The organism is Sinorhizobium americanum, from assembly GCF_001651855.1.
Taxonomy (GTDB): Bacteria; Pseudomonadota; Alphaproteobacteria; order Rhizobiales; family Rhizobiaceae; genus Sinorhizobium; species Sinorhizobium americanum.
In genome coordinates this window covers 110901-132118 of the sequence record NZ_LNQC01000081.1, presented here as the reverse complement: position 1 = coordinate 132118, position 21218 = coordinate 110901, and the positions used below count along the sequence as shown (strand labels likewise).

The window sequence follows — 21218 nt, the reverse complement described above, 5'->3', positions numbered from 1 at the left end:
AAAGTCAAGCCTATGTTTCGCAAGCATAATCTGCCCCGAAAGCAGCTAGGCGGGAACGGTCAGCTTTGAAATGGGCACCGGCTGTGGCTTGCAAAAAGAGGGCGCCGGCTTGCGACACCCTCCCATAATGCGCTCGAGACGCCCTATCCTAGGACCGAGCGAACTCCAGCAGGTCCCTGTTCAACTGCTCTTTGTGGGTGTCCGTGATGCCGTGCGGCGCACCCGGATAGACTTTGAGTTCCGCGTGCGGAATGAGCGTCTTCGAAGCCCGGGCGGCAGCATCGATCGGCACGATCTGGTCGTCGTCGCCGTGGATGATGAGCGTCGGCACGTCGAACTTCTTCAGGTCCTCGGTGAAGTCGGTCTGCGAGAAGGCGACGATCGAATCATAGGTGTTCTTGTGGCCGCCCGTCAAACCCTGCAGCCAGAAGCTGTCGATCATCCCCTGCGACGGCTTGGCGCCCGGACGGTTGAAGCCGAAGAAGGGACCCGAGGCGATATCCTTGTAGAGCTGTGAACGGTCGGCGAGGCTCGCGGCCTGCAAGCCGTCGAACACGTCTTTCGGCAGGCCGCCTGGGTTCTTGTCGGTCTTGACCATGAGCGGCGGCACTGCTGAGATCAGTCCAGCCTTGGCGACGCGGCTGGTGCCGTGGCGACCGATATAGCGGGTGATCTCACCGCCGCCGGTGGAGAAGCCGGCCAGAAAGATGTCCTTCAGATCCAATTGCTCGATCAGGTCGGCAAGGTCGTCGGCATAGTGATCCATGTCGTTGCCGTCCCAGGGCTGGCTGGACCGGCCGTGACCGCGACGATCATGGGTGACGACTCGGAAACCGTTGCTGGCCAGATGGAAGGCCTGGGCTTCCCAACTGTCGGATGAGAGCGGCCAGCCGTGGCTGAGGATGACGACCGGGCCGTCCTTCGGACCCCAGTCCTTGTAATAGATTTCAACGCCGTCGCGCGTGGTGATCCTGCTTCCCATGGTCCTTGCTCCTTCTGTGGTTGATGGCTCTGCTGTGCCCGCCGCTGCGGCTGGCGGGGCTGCGGCGAATGCGGCGGCCGCGCTTGCGGCACCGAGTGCTCCCGCCAGCATCTCCCTTCTGGAAACTGCGGTCGCGCTGTCTTGAACCTTCGTCATGGAATCGCTCCTTCGCTTCGTGGCGGCAAGTCGGATCGTTGCGATGTAACCCTTGCAGCAAAGCGCATTAGCAGGCGCTTAGTTATGCAACGATTAAATCGTGCACGATATTTATCCTGGCCGGGCAGAACTGTCAATACCTTGCGATTATATCGCGAACGATTTACTGTGGTTCCTAGGCGAATTTGGAATGAAGGCGATGGCGAAGGCAGAAATCCCCTCCCCGGAAGAGTTGATGAAGATCGATAATTTCCTGTGCTTTGCGATCTATTCCGCGAACCACGCGTTTACGCGTGTGTACAAGCCGCTGCTTGACGACCTGGACCTTACCTATCCACAATATCTCGTAATGGTTGTTCTGTGGGAAAAAGATGATCAGACCGTCGGCAGCCTGGGAGACAAGCTCTTTCTCGAATCAAGCACCCTCACGCCCATGCTGAAGCGCCTCGAGGCAATGGGTTATATTTCGAGGGTCCGCGACCGCGCCGACGAGCGGCAGGTTCGCGTGCGCCTGACCGAAACCGGCAGGGCGCTCAAGGAAAAGGCCGGCACCGTCCCGTGCGGCATCATCGAGGCGACCGGAATGGAGCCTGCGCAGATCGGGCGGCTAAAAGAGGAAATCGCCGCGCTCCGGGCATCGCTGCTACGGTAGGCATGCTTGGAGCGGATGCGGCAGGCAGCTTTGCTATTAGATACCGACGAGCACTGCCCCTCCGGTGAGCCCTGCGCCCGCCGCGGTGAGCAGCAGCCTTTCTCCCGGAAGGAAGGCGTTCGCCCTGTGCGCGAGTGATAGCGACAGCGGTATGGTCGCAGCCGACGAGTTCCCGTGCTCCACGATAGTGCGCACGGTTCTGGACGGGGCGATGCCGAGATTGCCGCAAACCGCATCGAAGATCCGGACATTCGCCTGGTGCGGCACGAAGCGACTGACCCCTGACGGACCGATGCCCGCAGCGGCGAGCGCGCGAGCTGCGCACGCCGTCATCATCTCCACCGCGTGGACGAACACTTCGCGGCCGTCGCGCATCGTCATCAGCACGTCCTCCGCCGCCATGCCCGGTGCGAAGGGCCGGCTGCTGCCGCCGGCCGGAATCGTGATCAGATCGTAGCGGCTTCCGTCGGCCGCGAGGTCGACGCCGAGCACGCCCTTCCCCGGATCGTCCGAGGGCGCGACGACAACGGCGCCGGCCGCGTCCGCGAAGAGAACCGCGCTTGCCCTCTCGGCCGGGTTGATGCGCCGACTCAGAATGTTGGCGGCAACGACGAGGACCGCCTTGCCCTGCGCGCGGACGAACCCGTCGGCAAGCGTCAGCGCGTAGAGGAAGCCCGAGCAGGCACCCGCCAGGTCAATCGCACCGGAATTGCCGAGCCCGAGACGATGGGCGAGCAACGGCGCCGAGGGCGGCAAGAGGTGGTCGGGCGTCGAGGTCGCAAGCAGCGTCAAGGCGATGTCGCCGCGTGGGATAGCCGCGTCCTCGAGTGCCGCCTCTCCGGCCCGGGCCGCAAGACCGGTCAGCGTATCTCCGGGTTCGACCCAGCGCCGCGCCCGGATGCCCGTCCGCCGTTCGATCCAGCCGGATTCAAGGCCGAGTTTCGCTTCGATTTCGGCGTTCTCGACGCATCGCGCCGGCACGGCATGACCGAATCCGACAAGGCGGGATGACCGGGCGATGCTCATAGCCGCCCCCTGGCGAAGGCAGACGCGGCCTCGTCAATCGCGTCATAGGCACGATCGAGATCGGCATCGGCGATGCAATAGGGCGGCATCAGATAAATGACATTCCCGAGCGGCCGGATGAGCAGCTTGCGCTCGCGGAAGAAAGCCCTGAGCCGCGGCCCGACATCGGCCAGATAGCCCCCCGCCGGCACGGAAAGGTCGAGCGCGGCGATCGTGCCGGCCTGGCGTACATTCCGGAAGCGCGGATCGGCGACGAAGCGCTTTAGATGTCGCCGCTGGTTGGCGGCGAGCGCTTCGATGCGGCCGCCGACCGGCTCCTCTTTCCAGACGGCGAGATTGGCGACAGCCGCGGCGCAGGCGATCGGATTGGCGGTATAGGAGCTCGAATGAAAGAATGTGCGGCGCCGGTCCCGCGACAGATGCGCGTCGAATATCTCCGCCGTGCAAAGGGTTGCCGCGAGCGGCAGCGCTCCGCCGGTCAAGCCCTTCGACGTGCACAGGATGTCCGGCGCGATCCCCGCCTGCTCGCAGGCAAAGAGTGTGCCGGCGCGGCCCCAGCCGGTCATCACCTCATCGGCAATCAGGAGAGTACCATGCCGTTCGGCGATCCGCTTCAGTTCCGCGAGTACGAGGCCCGGGTAGATCTTCATCCCGCCGGCGCCGAGAACCAGCGGCTCGATGATGAGCGCCGCCACCCGGCCGGAAGCGCAAAAACGCTCGAAGGCATCGAGCGTCTCCTGTTCGCGGCCGGGCTCCGGGAACGGCAAGCGGTCGACGGCAAAAAGAAGCGGCTCGTAGGCTGCATTGAAGACGCCGCGCTCGCCCGCCGACATGGTGCCGATCGTGTCGCCGTGGTAGCTGTGTTCCATCACCGAGATGCGACTGCGCGACGCGCCGATATTGTGGAAGTAGCCGAGCGCCATCTTCAGCGCGACCTCCACGGCGGTCGAGCCGCTGTCGGAATAGAAGACGTGCTTCAAGCCGGCGGGCGCGATCTCGATCAGACCCGTCGCCAGTTCTTCCGCCGGCGCATGGGTGTATTCGGCAAAAATCACCTGGTCGTAGCTTTCCGCGGCCGACCGGATGGCCTCCATGATCGTCGGGTGCCGATGGCCGTGGGTGATCACCCACCAGGACGAGATCGCATCGACAATGGGCGAGCCATCCTCGTCGATGAGATAGGCGCCCTCGGTGCGGACGATGTGTTTCATCGCCGGTTCCAGCGCGTGCTGAGTGAAGGGATGCCAGACGGGAGAGCCTGTCATGCCGGCACCTCGCGGAAATGGTCCAGCTCGAAACATTCGCGGAAGGCCAGTCGCAAGCCATCGGGCGTCAAAGGATCGAGCCGTGGCAAGCGGCCGAGTATGCGAACGCCTCCCAACTCCGCGATCGTCCTTTCCGTATCCGCCTGCTCGTCGCAGATGAAGGCGACTCCGAGAACCGGGATCGATCGAGCCCGCAGCGCTTCGAGCGACAGCAGCGTGTGATTGATTGTGCCGAGCGCCGTGCGGGCGCAAAGGACGACGGGAAACCGCCAGCGCTGAAAGACATCGGCAAAGACCGCCCGCTCCGTCAGCGGCACCAGGAGCCCGCCCGCTCCTTCAATGACGAGCGGCGCCTCGACCGGGGGTGGCGAGAGGCTTTCCGGCCGGATCGTCACCCCGTCGAGCCTGGCAGAGAGATGCGGTGAGGCGGGTGTCGCGAGCCTGTAGGCCTCCGGCAGGATACGGCGAGCCTCTATGCGGCCAAGCCGCCGGACCGCTTCGCTGTCGGTTTCGCCGTCGAGCCCGGACTGAACCGGCTTCCAGTAGCAGCCGGCAAGCGCATCGGTGAGTGCGGCGGCAAAGACGGTCTTGCCGATGCCGGTATCCGTGCCGGTGATCACGACGCGGGCTGTCATCATCGTTCCTCCGCCATCGCCACCTGCAGCCGTGCCAGCATCTGCGCGATCGCCTGCCTGTCGACGTTCAGGGTGATCGCGATCCGGAGCCGCGCCGTGCCCTCAGGAACGGTCGGCGGACGGATCGCGCGGATGTCGAATCCCTCCTCGCGTAGGCGCTCGGCGGTTCTCACGGCGCGGCCATTGTCGCCGATCATCACCGGCAGGATCTGCGATCCGCTGCCTTCGATCCCGGTTGTTGCGGCGAGCGCCGCATTGGCAAAGGCGCTGAGCGCGTCGAAGTCGGCGCGACGCTGCGGCTCATCCGCGGCGATCCGCAAGGCCTCGCGAACCGCGGCAGCCGTCAAGGGCGACGGAGCAGTGGAATAGATGAAGCCACGGGCGCGGTTGACGAGATAGTCGCAAAGGGTTCCGTTGGCGCAGAGCAAAGCGCCGGAAACGCCAAGCGCCTTGCCGCAGGTGTGCAGGACAACGACATTCTCCCGGCCCTCGAGCGCCGCCGATAGGCCGCGGCCGCCGGGACCGAAAACGCCCGTGGCATGCGCCTCGTCGATGACCAGAAAGCCGTCATGCTCTTCGGCGAGCGCCGCAAGCTCGATCAGCGGCGCCCGGTCTCCGTCCATCGAATAGAGGCTTTCAACGGCGATCCACGGGCATCCCGTTCCGCCAGCACGCCGCCATTTCCGGATGGCGTCGGCGAAGGCCCCGACATCGTTGTGGCCGGCCGCGACCGCCTGCGCCCGGCTTGCGGCGATCCCCTCATGGGCGCTCGCATGGATCAGCGCGTCGTGGACGATGATGTCGTCGCGCGGCGGCAGGGTCGAAAACAACGCGACATTGGCGGCATAGCCGCTGCTGAAAAAGAGCGCCCGATCCGCGCCGAAGAACTCGGCCGCCTCCGCCTCAAGCGCCTCATGCTCCGGATGATTGCCGCGCAATAGGCGGGATCCGCCGGCGCCAACCGGCACGTCGCGGTCGACGGCGGAGGCGATCGCCTCCTTCAGTCGCGGAGAGCCTGCGAGACCCAGATAGTCGTTCGAGGTGAAGTCAACGCCCGCTCGAGCGACCAGAGCGCGTCGCCGCCCCTTTCGCTCGAGTCCTGCCAAGATCTTCTCGTAGCGGCCGAGACCCTCGGCGATCATTCGGCCGGCTCCATAGGCTCGAGTGCCATCGGCTTCAGCCCGAGGCGGCGGAACAGCGCCGCATCGTGGTCCTCGCCGGGATTGTCCGCCGTCAACAGCGTTTCGCCGACGAAGATCGAATTCGCCCCGGCGAAGAAACAGAGCGCCTGCATTTCGTCGCTCATTTCGGTCCGGCCGGCCGAAAGGCGGACATGAGATTTTGGCATCAGGATCCGGGCGAGCCCGATCGTCCGGACGAAGTCGATCGGATCGACTGGCGGCGCATCCGCAAGCTTCGACCCGGGCATGGGAATCAGCATGTTGATCGGCACGCTTTCCGGCGCCGCCGGAAGATTGGCGAGCGTCACCAGCATCGAAATGCGATCGTCGACCGTTTCGCCCATGCCCAAGATGCCGCCGGCGCAGACCTTGATGCCCGCTTCGCGGACATTGGCAAGCGTTTCCAGCCGATCGGCAAAGGTTCGCGTGGTGATGATCTCGCTGTAAAAGCGCTCGGAGGTGTCGACATTGTGATTGTAGTAATCGAGGCCGGCCCCTGCGAGCCGCTCCGTCTGCGAAAGCGACAGCATCCCGAGGGTCATGCAGGTTTCCATCCCGAGCGCCTTGACGCCGCGCACCATGGCGACGATCGCCTCCATGTCGCGTTCCTTCGGGCTGCGCCAGGCCGCCCCCATGCAATAGCGCGTCGCGCCGCCGTCCTTGGCCTCGCGCGCCTCCGCGATAACCCGCTCGACTTCCATCAGCTTCGACGCCTTGAGCCCGGTTGGATAGTGCGCCGACTGGCTGCAATAGCCGCAATCCTCGGCACACCCCCCAGTCTTGATCGAAAGGAGTCGGCTCATCTGCACCGCGTTCGGATCGAAATGCGCGCGATGGATGGACTGCGCGCGGAACAGGAGGTCGTTGAACGGCAAATTATAGATTTTTTTCGCCTCGGCGACATCCCATCTCGTAAAATCGGCGCCGGAGCTGATCGAATCCGCTCCGCTCGTTCCCATCGTTTCCTGCATTCGCGGCTGTCCCCCTCTGATCACGGCCATCGATATAGATAGAATCGTATTTTATCTATAGTTCGCCGGTTGAGCGGGATGCAACTCCTATCGATCGTTCCATGCCGTAGCCCAGCCGCGCCGGGACCGGACTGCGGCGAAATATCCGATGGAGGCATGCGCAAAAAGCAAGGGCCCGGCGCTTCCACGCCGGGCCCTTGCTCGCTTTTAAAGCGCCAGAACGAGACTATTCGTTCTGGAAGTAGCTGTACTTGCCGTCTTCACCCTTCTTCCAGGTGTACATGACGTAGTCCGGGCGGGTGATGTCGCCCTTTTCGTCATAGCCGAGCTCGCCGATCGCGGTCTTGAACGGACCCTTGGCCTTGATCGCTTCAGCGACGGCCTGCGAATCGTTGCCGCCGGCTGCCTTGGCAGCGTCGGCGACGACCTGCAGGGCAGCATAGGAGTAAAGGGTGTAGGCTTCCGGCTCGAAGCCGGCGGCACGGAACTTCTCGACGAGGTCCTTGGATGCCGGGTTCTTGCGCGGATCCGGCGCGAAGGTCATCAGCGTGCCGTCGACGGCGTCGCCAGCGATGGAAGCCAGTTCGTTCGAGACGATACCATCGCCCGACATGAACGTTGCCTTGAGGCCCTGGTCCTTCATCTGACGCATGATGAGGCCGGCTTCCGTGTGCAGACCGCCGTAGTAAACGACCCCAACACCGGCTTCCTTCATCTTGGCGATCAGCGCCGAGAAATCCTTGTCGCCGATATTGATGCCTTCGTAGAGGGCTTCGGTGAGGCCGGCTTCATTCATCGACTTCTTGGTTTCGTCGGCGAGACCCTGGCCGTACGGCGTCTTGTCGTGAATGACGGCGATCTTGGCGTCCTTGAAGTTGGCGGCGAGGTAAGCACCGGCGACTGCGCCCTGCTGGTCGTCACGGCCGCAGGTGCGGAACGTGTTCCACAGGCCGCGCTCGGTGAGTTGCGGGTTGGTCGCAGACGGAGTGATGACCAGGATGCCATTCTCGGCATAGACTTCCGAGGCCGGAATCGTCACACCGGAGTTGAAGTGGCCAACGACGAACTTCACGCCGTCAGCGACAAATTTGTTGGCGACCGAAATGCCCTGCTTCGGATCCGAAACGTCGTCGCCGAGCACGATCTTGATCTGTTCCCCGTTGATGCCGCCTGCCGCGTTGATGTCGGCGGCTGCCTGCTCCGCACCTTTCTGGAGCTGGGCGCCGAATGCGGCGTTCGGGCCGGTCAGCGGACCAGCAACGCCGACCAGGAGATCAGCCCATGCGGTGCCGCTGAAGGCGACCATTGCTGTCAGCGCCACAGCCGACAGAAGAGACTTTTTCATTTTGTTACTCCCAAATATTCGAGCGGGTCTCGTTTCATAAGCCTGCGCAATGCCCACTATAATTGCGCCGGTGTTTCTTCGCACCGGCCGCACCCGACCGGCACGCGCTGTTCCCTTATTTGGCCTTCCAGGAGAAAGGTGAGGTCTTCTCATAGAGCCAGTAGTAGTTGTTCGCCATCTGCTTGGTCCGGTAGAACCGGTAACCGGCGGTAGCAAACAACAAAAGTACGAGCGTGTCTACGACATAGTATTGCAGGCTGAACATCGTGCCTTCGAAAAGTGCGTGGTGCACGAAGCGGATGCCGAGCCCCAGGAGCGCCACGTAGATCAGCAGCCGCGGAACCTCTCCCCAGCTTTCCGCAACGCTTTTGCCCGTGCGCCAGGCGGTCCAGCCGCCGAGAACGCAGCTGATGAACAGAAACTGCCAGATGGAGGCTTCTTCGTAGAGAATTCCCTGCATGTCACTTAACTCCAGCGCGCATCAATGACGGCCGCCTTCGAGATAGGCCGCCCGGACCTCCGGATTGGCGAGCAGGTCCTTCCCGGTTCCGCTCATCGTCACCCGGCCGTTGACGAGGACGTAGGCGCGGTCGGAGAGCTTGAGCGCCCCGAAGGCGTTCTGCTCGACCAGGAACACGGTGAGGCCCTCCTGCTTGTTGAGCTTCTTGATCGCCTCGAAAATGCCCTTGACGATCAGCGGCGCAAGGCCGAGCGAAGGCTCGTCGAGCAGCAGGAGCTTCGGCCGTGCCATCAGCGCTCGGCCGATCGACAGCATCTGCTGTTCGCCGCCGGAAAGCGTTCCGCCGCGCTGCGCCTGCCGTTCCTTGAGGCGCGGGAAGAGCGCGAAAACCTTTTCGACGTCTTCCTTGAAGTGTTTCAGATCGTCGAGGCTCGCGCCCATCTGCAGGTTTTCGAGAACCGTCATGCGCGGGAAGATGCGGCGTCCTTCCGGCGACTGGGCGATCCGGAGCCGCGCGATCTGGTGCGTCGGCATACGCGTGATGTCCTGCCCTTCGAAGAAGATCGAACCGGTGCGTGCCTGCGGCTTGCCGCAGATCGTCATCATCAGCGTCGACTTGCCGGCGCCGTTAGCGCCGATCAGCGAGACGATTTCGCCGCGGTGGACCTCAACATCTACGCCGCTCAGGGCCCGGATATTGCCGTAATAGGTCTCGACACCTTTCACATTCAGCAGCGGAGCAGTCATGGCTGGGTGCCTCCCTGCTCGCTTTCGATTTCCACGATCTGTTCGATCACCTCTTCAACCTCTTCGTCCTCGACACCCAGATAGGCCGCGATGACCCGCGGATCGTTCTTCACGAATTCCGGATTGCCGTCGGAAATCTTCTGTCCGTATTCGAGCACGACGACGTGATCGGAGATTTCCATCACCACCGACATGTCGTGCTCGATCAGCAGGATGGAGGTCCCGGTGTCGCGGCGAATGGCCTGCAACAGCTCGTTGAGAGCGGCCGATTCGCGCGGATTGAGACCCGCTGCCGGTTCGTCGAGGCATAGCAGTTCCGGGCCGGTGCACATGGCTCTGGCGATTTCGAGCCGCCGCTGTGCCCCGTAGGGCAGGTCGCCGGCCGGGTCGTCGGCGCGATCGGTGAGCGACGCCATGTCGAGCCAGTGCTTGGCGATCTCGATCGCCTCCCTGGAGGCCTGGCGGTAGGCCGGGAAGCCGAGCAAGCCGAGGACGGTGTAGCCCGACGCCTGCATCAGCTTGTTGTGCTGTGCCACCAGCAGGTTTTCGAGCACCGTCAGGCCGGAGAACATCCGGATGTTCTGGAAGGTACGGGCCACCTTGGCGTGCTTGGTGATCTCGAAGTCCGGCAGGCGCTCCAGCAGGTATTCCTTGCCGGCCTTCTGCTTCATCGTGATCATGCCCATCGTCGGCTTGTAGAAGCCGGTGATGCAGTTGAACACGGTGGTCTTGCCCGCTCCGTTCGGGCCGATCAGCGCGGTAATGTCGCCGCGATAGGCTTCGAAAGAGAAGTCGTTGATGGCCATGAGACCACCGAAGCGCATCGACAGGCGTTCAACCTTGAGAATTGGGTCTTTTGTCATTGTGTTCGTCTCGAAGGTCATCAGCCGTGCCCTTCCTTGGTGAAGCTGCCGGAGACCGCCCTGCGTTCCCGCAGGAAGGCAGTCGGTTCGCGCGATCCGACGAAGCCGCGTGGCTTCCAGACCATGACGACCACCATTGCAAGCCCGAAGATCAGCATGCGATAGAGTTCAGGCGTGAAGTTCGGGCCGAAGACTACCTTCAGGAACGCCAGTTCACGCAGGATCTCCGTGCCGCCGATCATGACGACAGCCGCAATCGCGATGCCGGTCAGCGAACCCATGCCGCCGAGCACGACGATGGCAAGGATCACCGCCGATTCGAGGAAGACAAAGGATTCCGGCGAGACGAAACCCTGACGAACGGCGAAGAATGATCCGGCAAAGCCGCCGAACATGGCGCCCGTGGCGAATGCAGTCAGTTTCGTTGTCGTCGTGTTGATGCCGAGCGAACGGCAGGCGATCTCGTCCTCGCGAAGCGCTTCCCAGGCCCGCCCGATCGGCATGCGGCGCAGCCGGATGGTGACGAAGGCGGTCAGCAGGGCCAGAGCGAGGATGAGATAGAACAGAAAGATCTTGTAATAGGCCGACGACATCGGCAGGCCCATCATTGCCGCGAAGCCGGTTTTCGTCGCATCGAACTTGAGGCCGAACAGCGTCGCCTTGGCAATGCCGGAAACGCCGAACGTGCCCTTGGTGACCTCGGTCCAGTTGATCAGCACGAGGCGGATGATCTCACCGAAAGCGAGCGTGACGATCGCCAGGTAGTCGCCGCGCAGCCGCAGCACCGGAAAGCCGAGGATCACGCCCCAGCAGGCAGCGAGAAGTCCGGCGACCGGCAGCAGCACCCAGAAGGACAGGCCAAAATAGCTGGAAAGCAGCGCATAGGAATAGGCACCGACCGCGTAGAAGGCGACGTAACCGAGGTCGAGCAGACCGGCGAGGCCAACGACGATGTTGAGGCCCCAGGCAAGCATCACATAGATCAGGATCTGGATGCCGAAATTGTCCACCCATTTCAGCGAACCCTGAACGCCGAGGAGCGCGACGATGACCGGCGGATAGAGCACGAGCGCAATGATCGCGATCTTCGAGAAGTTGCGGCTGAAGAAGGTTTCCTCCTTCGCCACGTCCGGGGCGGCAGCCTTGGCGGCCTTGCGCTGAGCAAGCCACGGCTGGGCGTAAGCGACCATCAGGAAGCGGCCGACCATGGCGACGACCACAAAGATCACCAGGAGGCCCCATCGCTGGTTCAGCACCAGCTCGTTGCGGATGTTTTGCGTGGTCTCAAGACCGACAAACAGGACGAACAGCCCCAGAGTGATGAGCCCCGAGAAGACAGCCTCGCGCAGGGCCCGCGCCGTCAGCTCGGTGCCGGCGCTTGCAGTAGTAGATGCAACATTTGCCATGGAACTATACCTTCTCGACTTCCGGTCGTCCGAGAATACCCGACGGCTTGAAAATCAGGACGATCGCGAGAATGGAGAAGGTCGCGACATCCTTGTAGTCGATTGTGAAATAGGCGGACCACAGCGACTCGATGAGGCCGATCAGCAGTCCGCCGAGCACGGCGCCCGGCAGCGAGCCGATGCCTCCGAGAACGGCGGCGGTAAACGCCTTGACGCCCGGAGCGAACCCGTCGGTGAAGACCACGACGCCATAATACATGAGATACAGGGTACCGGCGACGGCCGCGAGCGCTGCGCCCATGATGAAGGTCACCGAGATGGTGCGGTCGACGTCGACGCCGAGCAGCGCCGCCATCTTGCTATCCTGCTCGGTGGCACGCTGGGCACGGCCGAGCGGCGTCCGGTTGACGATATACCAGAAGACGGAAAGCAGAATCGCGGTGATGACGACGATGATGATTTGCTTCAGCGAGACGGTGATTCCGAACAGATCGTAGACCGACGAGACGAGCGGCGGGATCGGCTTGTTGCGCGGCCCCTGCGTCACCTGGATGAAGTTCGACAGCACGATCGACATGCCGATCGCAGTGATTAGCGGCGCCAGACGGAACGAACCGCGCAGCGGACGGTAAGCCACCCGCTCGATCGTCCAGTTCCAAAGCGCCGCCGTCAGCATGCCGACGATCATCATAAGCAAAAGCGCTAGTACAACTGGTACGCCTGCCATGAATGTCGTGAGAAGCAAGAAGACAATCAATGCGGCAAAGCCGCCAAGCATGAATATATCGCCGTGGGCGAAGTTGATCATGCCGATGATGCCGTAGACCATGGTATAACCGATCGCGATCATACCATAAATAGACCCAAGCGTCAGCCCGTTGACGAGCTGCTGGATGAAATACTCCATCAATCTTCCCCTGGACCGGATCCTATTGGTCCGATCTCTTTTTATTAGTTTTCCTTCATGAGCGTGCTCTAGAGGATTTCATACCTCTTTCAAGCGAAAATGAAAGTCAAAAATTGCGGCGCCCGCAGATTCTTCCGCGATAAAATCGATTTGACGTTTTTCCTGCCAGAAAAACCAAAAAAATTGCAGCTCTCACTCTGAAAATGATCAATTTTCGCCCGGAAACGGAAGAACCGCGGTATCGGCGGCATCAACCCATGACGAAAAGGCATGACTTCCTCTCCGTTGGTTTGCAGTTGATCTGGTCTAGCGCATCGTGATTTAGAACCATCGGCCACCCGCACGGAGTGCCGCCGCAATACACCTCAGAGCAGGGGAACGATGCTGGAGATTTTGGAACGATCGGCGATCGCGGCCGGGCGTGCGATCATGGAAATCTACAATGCCGGACCGGCCGTGACCTACAAGGCGGACACCTCGCCCGTGACCGACGCGGATCACCGCGCCGAGCGCATCATCCTTGACGAGCTTGCCACCGCCTTTCCCGACATACCCGTCATCGCCGAGGAAGCCGTCGCGGCCGGGCACGTTCCGAACATTGCCGGCAAGCGATTCTTCCTCGTCGATCCTCTCGATGGCACCAAAGAATTTGTCGAGCGCAATGATCACTTCACGGTCAACATCGCGCTCATCGAAAACGGGATTCCCGTGGCGGGTGTCGTCCATGCGCCGGCTCTCAGGGTGATCCATGCAGCAAGCCGCGGAATGGCGCGAAAGGCGCCGGTCGAAGGCGGCCAGATCGGATCCTGGCAGCCTATCGGCTGCCGCCCATGCGGCGGGCGACCGGTTGCGCTGATCAGCCGGTGGCACAACAGCGCCGAAACGCTCGCCCACCTCGCCGAAAACGGCATCAACGACTACGAGGCGGTCGGCTCGTCGCTGAAGTTCTGCCTGCTCGCCGAGGGCAAGGCCGACATCTATCCGCGCTTCAGCCGCACGATGGAGTGGGATACCGCCGCCGGCGATGCTATTCTCCGCGCGGCAGGCGGCGAAACGATCGTCATCGAAGGCAGTCCGCTCGCCTATGGGAAGCGCAACCAGCCGAACGATAGCGACTTCGCCAATCCCTGGTTCGTCGCACGCGGCAGGATGTGATTCGCCGCTTAAGGGTTTCCGGGGCGGAAAGCGGCCGCGATGAGGCTGCTGAGACTGCCCTCGCTGAAAGGCTTTTCGATCCGCGGAATCTCGCGGAGATGGCCGGGCAGAGTAAGCAAATCGCTGTAGCCGCTGGTAAATCCGAAGTTGATCCCCCGCGCCATCAGCGATTCGGCAACGGCGAAGCTCGTCTCGTCGCCGAGATTGATATCGAGAACCGCGAAGTCGACCGGGTGTGCCGCGACGATCTCCATCGCCTTCTCGACGGTGGTGGCGATGTGCACTTTCTTGACGCCGAGCGCACCGAGGATTTCTCCCATATCCATGGCGATGAGGAAATTATCCTCGAGAACGAGGACCGATTCGATGGCCGGCGAAATCTGACTTGTCATCTATTTGCATCCCTCGGTCTCCTCGCTCTGCCGAGACCCGACCACTTCGCGCACGCTAGGCCAGACGGATAGACCCCGCATTTAAAAAAGACATGTCGCGCTCCTCGCGCCGTGCACTCCGCGTCAAATCAGCGGCCGCTTCGTTTCGCTGAACCCCTCCCATCCGGCCAATTCCAACAGGCCGTCGATGTCGAGGACATTGCAGCCTTTGTCGACCCAGCGAAGGAGATTCAGCGCGGCCAGTTTCCTGAGGGTCTTGTTGGTGTGGACGATCGACAGGCCGAGCGTATCGGCAAGATGTTGCTGTGTGACCGGTATGACGCCGCGGCCGCCACGAAAAAGCTCCAGCGTCTCTGCCCTCTGATAGAGAAAGGCGACGAGATAGGCCGCCCGTTCGAGCGCGGAACGCCGGCCGATGCTCAAGAGGTTCTCGTCCAAAATACGCTCCTCACGGGCGGCGATCCAGGTCAGGTCATAGGCGAGTTCAGGATAGAGGCGGTAGAGCTCGGCAAGCCGGCTTCGCTTGAACACGCACAGGGTAACCGGCGACAGCGCCTCGATCGAGTGCTGCATCTCTCCCATGAGACTGCCCTGCAATCCGACCATGTCGCCGGGCATCACATAGTTCAGAATCTGCCGGCGGCCATCGTCCAGCATTTTGTAGCGGAACCCCCAGCCGGAAAGCACGGTGAAGAGATGTGCGCTCGTCTCGCCCTCGGCAAGGATGGTCCCGCCGCTTTCGACCGTTTGCTCGCCGATCTTGAAGTCCGACACGAAGGCAAGTTCCTCACCTGTGAAAGGACGGAACACCTCAAGCGGCCGCAGGGGACAGTTCTGACAGGGTATGGCTTTGCCGAACTTGCCTTCAACAGTCATGGAATGTCTCGCGGGGGGTGGACGCGCGCACTCAACGACCGGGCAGGCGGGAGAATGCTTCGAGGAAATGGCGGCGTCCATCCCTCATGGACTTGTGCGTCGCCGGGCCCTATCTCTCGTCGATCGACCGTCGCAAGCAGGATTGTGAACCATGTTGTCCTTTTCCGCCATCGCCAAAAACAACCTCGCCGTCGTCACCGGCTCCGCCTCCGGTATCGGGCTTGCCGCAGCGAAATGTTTCGCTGATCGCGGCATGAAGGTCGTGCTGGCCGATCTCGCCGGCGAGCGGCTGCAGGCGGCCGCGGCGGAAGTGGCGAAGCTTGCCCCGGGCGGAGCGGCTGACGTCGCCGCAATCGCCACGGACATCTCCCGGCCCGATGAACTGGTGGCCCTGGCGCGGGCGACGTACGAGCGGTTCGGCCACGTGCATGTGCTGATGAACAATGCCGGCATTCAGCCCGGCAGCTCCATGTTCGGCCCGCTGGAGAACTGGGAATCGGTGCTCGGCGTCAATCTGTGGGGCGTCATCAACGGCTCGCGCGTTTTCGCGCCCGCCATGATCGCCCATGGCGAGCCGGCGCTGATCATCAATACCGGCTCCAAGCAGGGAATCACCACGCCACCCGGAGACCCGGCCTACAATGTCTCGAAGGCCGGCGTGAAGGTCTTCACTGAGGCGCTGCAGCACGAGTTGCGCAATACCGAGAACTGCCAGGTCAATGCGCATCTGTTGATCCCCGGCTTCGTCTACACGGGGCTGACCGCGCATGGCCGCCCCGAAAAGCCGGCCGGCGCCTGGACGCCCGAACAGACAGTCGATTTCATGCTGGAAAGCCTCAGCCGCGGCGATTTCTACATTCTCTGCCCCGACAATGAAGTCGAAAGGCCCACCGACGAAAAGCGCATCCTGTGGGCGGTCGGCGACATCGTCGAGAACCGCCCTCCCCTTTCGCGCTGGCACCCGGATCACGGCGAGGCGTTCCGCTCCTTCCTCACCGGAAAACGGGATTGATCCACATTCCGGCTTGATCGATCCTTTGGCAATGAACCGCCACAACGGTGGCAAGGAGGGCTAAGACCGTGACCAGCGGCATTCACCACATCACGCTGATCAGCCGCAGGGTCCAGGCAAATGTCGACTTCTATGTCGGATTCCTCGGCCTGCACCTCGTCAAGCGAACCGGCGGCTTCGAAGATCCCAATCAGTTGCATCTCTTCTACGGCGATGCGTCGGGATCGCCCGGCTCGCTCGTCTCCTTCCTGATCTGGGAGGATGGCTCGCCGGGGCGCGTCGGCTCCGGCCAGCCGAGCGAGATCGCCTTCGCCATCCCGACGCAGAGCATCGGCTTCTGGCTGACGCGCGCCCTGCAGTTCAACATCCAGGCGACCGGCCCGGCACAGGAGTTCGGCGAACCGGTGCTGCGGCTCAAGGACCCGGACGGGGTGATCGTCAAGCTGGTCGGCACTGACGCGCTCGCCGAGCCGGCGCCCTGGGCGAGCCGCGACATTCCGGAATCGGATTCGATCAGGCGCCTGCGTGGAGCCACCGTGCTCACCGAAAAGCCGAAGGAAACGGCGCATTTTCTTCAGAGCCATTTCGGCTATCGCGAGGCCGCTGCGACGGAGACGATCCATCGCCTCGTCTCCTCATCCGGCGATGTTGTCGACGTGCGCGACGCGACCGGCTTCTGGGCTGCCGCGCCCGGCACCGGGACGATCGATCACATCGCCTTCCGCGCCCCGGACGAGGGGACGGTCCTTGCGGTGCGCGCCGATCTCGAGCAGGAACACGCCGGCGCCACCAATGCCCACGACCGGAAGTATTTCTTCTCGCTCTATGTGCGCGAGCCTGGCGGTTCACTTTACGAACTGGCCACCGACGGCCCCGGCTTTGCGGTCGATGAACTTCCCGACGCGCTCGGTTCCAAACTCTTTCTGCCGCCGCATTTGAGCAGCGATCCCGCCGCGACCGTGGTCCGGCTACCGCAATTCGCGCTTCCCGGTGAGCCCCGGCTGACGCTCCGTGACCTGCCCTTCATCCACCGCTTCTATCATCCGGAGCGGATGAACGACCGGAGCTTCGTGCTGCTGCACGGCAGCGGCGGCAACGAGACCGACATGCTCCCCTTCGGCCACCAGCTCGATCCGCGCGCGACGCTGATCGGCCTGCGCGGCCGCAGCACCGAGGAAGGCTTTCCCCGCTGGTTTCGCCGCCTCTCGATGACCACGTTCGACCAGCGCGACATCCGCTCGGAAGCAGAAGCCTTCGCCGCTTTCGTCGAGGAGGCGCGCGAGACCTACGGGCTGGATCTCGCAAGGACCGTGTTCATCGGCTATTCGAACGGCGCCAATCTGCTCGCGGCCGTCATGCTCCTTCACCCGGGCGCCATCAGGAATGCGGTGCTGATGCGGGCCATGGCGGCCCTCGAGGATGCGCCGAAGGCGGACCTCTCGGGCACGAATGTCCTGATGCTGACCGGCAAGGACGACATCTACGGCAGACATGCGCCGCAATTGCAGACGGAACTGCGGGAAAGCGGCGCGAATTTTGAGGCCGTCGACCTCGACACCGGGCACGGCATCGGGCCGGAAGACGTCGCCGTCATTCGCCCGTGGCTCGCCGGATTGGGTGTTTAAGCCCGAGAGAGTGAACAAGACGGAGACCAGGCGACCTCCCGGGCTTCCGTCCGCATAGGGCAAGTGCTCTCATCCGAAGCGGCTAGACAAGCAGGAAGTCACCGGAGTTGAAGCCTGCAAGGCCGCCCACCGTGGTAATATTGTCCAGTTCGGCAACAAGCACCGCGCCCCCGGCTGCACTCGGGTTAGAGTCGTAATAGACCGCTGCATGGCCGATCTCCGTATTGTGGAACACGAAAAAGGCGCCGGTCGTTATGTTGTTGTAGCCATTGATTGTGCTCTGAACGCTGGCATTGGTGACGCTCGCATCAGTTTTCATCGCAACTTCAGTTCCCGCGACATTGATCGCCCCATTGTCGCCCGACTTGCAATTGTCAACGACGTTATTGTTGTTGCCGACGGCAAACTCGGAGGTTCCGCTTCCAACATCGAACTCTAGCCTGTCCACGGTGGTACTGCTCGTGCCGGCATTGAAATCGGTCACGTGATTGGCAGTGCTGGAGAACTTCTCGAAGACGAAAATGTCGTCTCCTGCACCTCCGGTCAGGTCGTTGTTGTTGCCGCTGCCGCCATCCAGCGTGTCGTTTCCGTCGCCACCGTCCAGCGTGTCGTTTCCACTTTGACCGAACAGAGTGTCGTCTCCGCCAAGACCAAAAACCATATCCCTGCCACCGCCGCCATAGAGCACGTCATCGGCAACGCTTAGGTTTGGCGAACTATTGCCATTGCTGCCGGTTACGATCGTAAACGTTTCCGTCTTGTCGAAGCCGTCCGGATCCCCGACCTGTACCGCCTTTATGGTTACCGTATAGGTGCTGCTCGGAGAGAGGCTGCCGGAGCTCAGCGTATTACCGCTGACCGAAAAAAGGCCGGTCTCAGACTGCGAAGCGATGCTGAAGATAAATCCGCCGCTGTCAACATCAGTTGCAGTCAGCGATCCGCTGAACTGAAACATATTGAAGTTGACGCTGTCCGGCGGAAAAACCGGGGTCAACTTGATGTCGGTCGGCGCCTGCCTCGGCGGCGCATCGTCAGCGCCGGTAATGTTGACGACGATCGCGTGGCTGGCGGTGCCGTCGAGCGAGGTGACCGTCAGCGTGTCGCTGACGGCCTGGCCCGCTGTCAGCGCCTGGGTCACTGCCCGCTCGTTGTCGAGTATGTAATCCCACTCGCCCGTCGCTGCATCGAAACTGAAACTACCGTAGATGCCCGTGAGCGAGGCCGGCGTCTGGAACGCCGCCTCGCCGGCATCGACATCCGAGACGCTGAGCCTGCCGGAGGCATCCGGGTCACCGTTGCCGGCGGCGCCGGCTTCGCTCACAGAGCGATCGTCCACCACGGTCGCGTCGACGACGATCGCCGCCGCGTCGTTGCTGCCGGTGATGTTGACGACGATCGCATGGCTGGCGGTGCCGTCGAGCGAGGTGACGGTCAGCGTGTCGCTGACCGACTGCCCCGCCGTGAGCGCCTGCGTCGCCGCCCGGCCGTTGTCGAGCGTGTAGCTCCAGGTGCCGGTCGCCGGATCGAACGCGAAGGTACCATAGGCGCCGTCGAGCGAGGCCGGTGTCTGGAACGCCGCCTCGCCGGCATCGACATCCGCGACGCTGAGCCTGCCGGAGGCATCCGGGTCGCCGCTGCCGGCGGCGCCGGCTTCGCTCACACCTCGGTCGTCCGCCACGGTCGCGTCGACGACGATCGCCGCCGCGTCGTTGCTGCCGGTGATGTTGACGACGATCGCATGGCTGGCGGTGCCGTCGAGCGAGGTGACGGTCAGCGTGTCGCTGACCGACTGCCCCGCCGTGAGCGCCTGCGTCGCCGCCCGGCCGTTGTCGAGCGTGTAAGTCCAGGTGCCGGTCGCCGGATCGAACGCGAAGCTGCCGTAGGCGCCGTCGAGCGAGGCCGGCGTCTGGAACGCCGCCTCGCCGGCGTCGACATCCGAGATGCCGAGCTTGCCGGAGGCATCCGGGGCACCGTTGCCAGCCACCCCGGCTTCACTCACAGAGCGATCGTCCGCCACGGTCGGATCGACGACGATTGCCGCAACATCGTTGCCGCCGGTGATGTTGACGACGATCGCATGGCTGGCGGTACCGTCCAGCGACGTCACGGTCAGCGTGTCACAGACCGGCTCACCCTCCTTGAGGGCCTGCGTCGCCGCCCGGTCGTTGTCGAGGATGTAGCTCCACGCGCCGGTCGCCGCGTCGAAGCTGAAGCTGCCGTAGACGCCTTCGAGCGACGCCGGCGTCCGGAACACCGCCTCGCCGGCATCGACATCGGCGACGCTGAGCGTGCCGGAGGCATCCGGGTCACCGGAACTTGCGGTCCCCGCCTCGTAGACCGAGCGATCATCGACAACAGAGGTATCGACGACAATCGCAGCCATATCGTTGCTGCCGGTGATGTTGACGACGATCGCATGGCTGGCGGTGCCGTCCAGCGACGTCACATTCAGCGTGTCGCTAACCGGCTGATCCTCCTTGAGAGCCTGCGTCGCAGTCCGATCATTGTCGAGCGTGTAAGTCCAGGTGCCGGTCGCCGGATCGAACGTGAAGCTGCCGTAGGCGCCGTCGAGCGAGGCAGGCGTCTGGAACGCCGCCTCGCCGGCGTCGACATCGGCAACGCTGAGCGTGCCGGAGGCATCCGGATCGCCGCTGCCGGCGCCGCCCGCCTCGACGACCGCCCGGTCGTCGGCAATGCTCGCATCGACGACGATAGTCGCAGCATCGTTTGCGCCGGTGATGTTGACGACGATCGCATGGCTGGCGGTCCCGTCCAGCGACGTCACGGTCAGCGTGTCGCTGACCGGCTCACCCTCCTTGAGGGCCTGCGTCGCCGCCCGGTCGTTGTCGAGGATGTAGCTCCACGCGCCGGTCGCCGCGTCGAAGCTGAAGCTGCCGTAGACGCCTTCGAGCAACGCCGGCGTCCGGAACACCGCCTCGCCGGCATCGGCATCCGAAATGCTGAGCTTGCCGGAGGCATCCGGGTCGCCAACGCCGTCCGCCCCTGCTTCGATCACAGCCAGCTTTGCGGTCGCCGTCGTATCGATTCCGATTGCCGCCGCATCATTGGCACCAGTCAGCGTCAACGACACATTCGCCTCGCTCAACGTACCATTGCCGAGCCGTATCGCGTAAACGAAGCTGTCCTTGATGGTTTCGCCGGCCGAGAGGGAATTGATATCAACGCCGGCCCCGGGAATTCCGCTTCCGTCGCTCAGACGATATTCGATTTTCCCGTTATTGATCCTGACCCAGTTGCCGAGCAGCGTCTTCTCCCAGGCCGACACGCCGGTCGATCCGACGTCTTTCGCGAGTAGATCATAATCCGCGGTGATCGGGTTGCCGTCGCCGTCCTCTACCGAAAAAAGGGACTTGGCCTTTCCACCGAGATCATTCGCCATCACGTCGAGAATGATGGTGTTGTTGACCGGGTCGTAGTTCTGCAGATCGAGGATCTGGTCTTCTGACCAGAGGTAGGTATCGTCCTGTGCCTGGGGAGTATTGGTGAACGAAGTCGCACTGCCGCCGCTGCTCTGCGTAGCCATTAAAGTACCTCTTAATAA

General features: G+C 62.8%; 19 protein-coding genes. 4 read left to right on the top strand and 15 right to left on the bottom strand.

Features of this window, described 5'->3' with window-relative positions:
* Window positions 1–148 precede the first annotated feature (148 nt).
* Window positions 149–1138: an alpha/beta fold hydrolase gene (locus ATC00_RS29065; RefSeq protein WP_037387677.1), complete on the bottom strand. Its 990-nt coding sequence runs from the start codon at window positions 1136–1138 to the stop codon at window positions 149–151.
* A 199-nt stretch (window positions 1139–1337) separates the two neighbouring features.
* Here ATC00_RS29065 and ATC00_RS29060 point away from each other — a divergent pair, with 199 nt between their 5' ends.
* Window positions 1338–1790: a MarR family winged helix-turn-helix transcriptional regulator gene (locus tag ATC00_RS29060; RefSeq protein ID WP_037387960.1), complete on the top strand. Its 453-nt coding sequence runs from the start codon at window positions 1338–1340 to the stop codon at window positions 1788–1790.
* A gap of 36 nt (window positions 1791–1826) precedes the next feature.
* Here ATC00_RS29060 and ATC00_RS29055 read toward each other — a convergent pair whose 3' ends face one another.
* From ATC00_RS29055 to ATC00_RS29005, 11 genes are all read right to left on the bottom strand, one after another.
* Complete coding sequence (locus tag ATC00_RS29055) at window positions 1827–2816, bottom strand: beta-ketoacyl-ACP synthase III (protein WP_064255335.1); 990 nt, start codon at window positions 2814–2816, stop codon at window positions 1827–1829.
* The gene (locus tag ATC00_RS29050) at window positions 2813–4081 is read right to left on the bottom strand and encodes an adenosylmethionine--8-amino-7-oxononanoate transaminase (RefSeq protein ID WP_037387681.1); all 1269 of its coding nucleotides are present in this window, start codon (window positions 4079–4081) and stop codon (window positions 2813–2815) included. Before ATC00_RS29050 ends, ATC00_RS29055 begins: the two co-directional genes overlap by 4 nt.
* Entirely contained in the window at window positions 4078–4716 is a 639-nt protein-coding gene (bioD, locus tag ATC00_RS29045; RefSeq protein WP_064255334.1) for a dethiobiotin synthase, read from the bottom strand. Before bioD ends, ATC00_RS29050 begins: the two co-directional genes overlap by 4 nt.
* On the bottom strand, window positions 4716–5858 hold the full coding sequence (locus ATC00_RS29040; protein ID WP_064255333.1) for an 8-amino-7-oxononanoate synthase: 1143 nt from the start codon (window positions 5856–5858) through the stop codon (window positions 4716–4718). The genes bioD and ATC00_RS29040 overlap by 1 nt, the downstream gene beginning before the upstream one ends.
* Window positions 5855–6856 carry a biotin synthase BioB gene (gene bioB / locus ATC00_RS29035; RefSeq protein ID WP_412458443.1) on the bottom strand — a complete coding sequence of 334 codons (1002 nt, stop codon included), beginning with the start codon at window positions 6854–6856 and terminating at the stop codon, window positions 5855–5857. Before bioB ends, ATC00_RS29040 begins: the two co-directional genes overlap by 4 nt.
* A gap of 238 nt (window positions 6857–7094) precedes the next feature.
* Window positions 7095–8213, bottom strand: a complete 1119-nt coding sequence (locus ATC00_RS29030) for a branched-chain amino acid ABC transporter substrate-binding protein (RefSeq protein WP_037387691.1) — start codon at window positions 8211–8213, stop codon at window positions 7095–7097.
* A gap of 115 nt (window positions 8214–8328) precedes the next feature.
* Complete coding sequence (locus ATC00_RS29025; protein ID WP_037387693.1) at window positions 8329–8673, bottom strand: DUF6867 family protein; 345 nt, start codon at window positions 8671–8673, stop codon at window positions 8329–8331.
* Between the two features lie 21 nt (window positions 8674–8694).
* The gene (locus ATC00_RS29020; RefSeq protein ID WP_037387695.1) at window positions 8695–9420 is read right to left on the bottom strand and encodes an ABC transporter ATP-binding protein; all 726 of its coding nucleotides are present in this window, start codon (window positions 9418–9420) and stop codon (window positions 8695–8697) included.
* Window positions 9417–10304 carry an ABC transporter ATP-binding protein gene (locus ATC00_RS29015; RefSeq protein WP_037387698.1) on the bottom strand — a complete coding sequence of 296 codons (888 nt, stop codon included), beginning with the start codon at window positions 10302–10304 and terminating at the stop codon, window positions 9417–9419. The genes ATC00_RS29020 and ATC00_RS29015 overlap by 4 nt, the downstream gene beginning before the upstream one ends.
* Complete coding sequence (livM, locus tag ATC00_RS29010; protein ID WP_037387701.1) at window positions 10304–11689, bottom strand: high-affinity branched-chain amino acid ABC transporter permease LivM; 1386 nt, start codon at window positions 11687–11689, stop codon at window positions 10304–10306. Before livM ends, ATC00_RS29015 begins: the two co-directional genes overlap by 1 nt.
* A 4-nt stretch (window positions 11690–11693) precedes the next feature.
* Window positions 11694–12596, bottom strand: a complete 903-nt coding sequence (locus ATC00_RS29005; protein ID WP_037387703.1) for a branched-chain amino acid ABC transporter permease — start codon at window positions 12594–12596, stop codon at window positions 11694–11696.
* 381 nt (window positions 12597–12977) lie between these two features.
* Between ATC00_RS29005 and cysQ the strand changes: the two genes are divergently transcribed.
* Window positions 12978–13751, top strand: a complete 774-nt coding sequence (gene cysQ, locus ATC00_RS29000; RefSeq protein WP_064255331.1) for a 3'(2'),5'-bisphosphate nucleotidase CysQ — start codon at window positions 12978–12980, stop codon at window positions 13749–13751.
* Between the two features lie 8 nt (window positions 13752–13759).
* Here cysQ and ATC00_RS28995 read toward each other — a convergent pair whose 3' ends face one another.
* Both ATC00_RS28995 and ATC00_RS28990 read right to left on the bottom strand, forming a co-directional pair.
* A complete protein-coding gene (locus tag ATC00_RS28995; protein ID WP_064255330.1) occupies window positions 13760–14143 on the bottom strand; it encodes a response regulator in 384 nt (127 codons plus the stop codon).
* A gap of 123 nt (window positions 14144–14266) precedes the next feature.
* Window positions 14267–15019: a Crp/Fnr family transcriptional regulator gene (locus ATC00_RS28990; protein ID WP_037387709.1), complete on the bottom strand. Its 753-nt coding sequence runs from the start codon at window positions 15017–15019 to the stop codon at window positions 14267–14269.
* A gap of 151 nt (window positions 15020–15170) precedes the next feature.
* Here ATC00_RS28990 and ATC00_RS28985 point away from each other — a divergent pair, with 151 nt between their 5' ends.
* Both ATC00_RS28985 and ATC00_RS28980 read left to right on the top strand, forming a co-directional pair.
* A complete protein-coding gene (locus tag ATC00_RS28985; RefSeq protein ID WP_064255329.1) occupies window positions 15171–16031 on the top strand; it encodes an SDR family NAD(P)-dependent oxidoreductase in 861 nt (286 codons plus the stop codon).
* Between the two features lie 68 nt (window positions 16032–16099).
* On the top strand, window positions 16100–17656 hold the full coding sequence (locus ATC00_RS28980) for a VOC family protein (RefSeq protein WP_064255328.1): 1557 nt from the start codon (window positions 16100–16102) through the stop codon (window positions 17654–17656).
* An 82-nt stretch (window positions 17657–17738) separates the two neighbouring features.
* On the opposite strand, the gene ATC00_RS28975 is transcribed toward ATC00_RS28980, so the two are convergent.
* On the bottom strand, window positions 17739–21200 hold the full coding sequence (locus tag ATC00_RS28975) for a VCBS domain-containing protein (protein WP_064255327.1): 3462 nt from the start codon (window positions 21198–21200) through the stop codon (window positions 17739–17741).
* Window positions 21201–21218 lie beyond the last annotated feature (18 nt).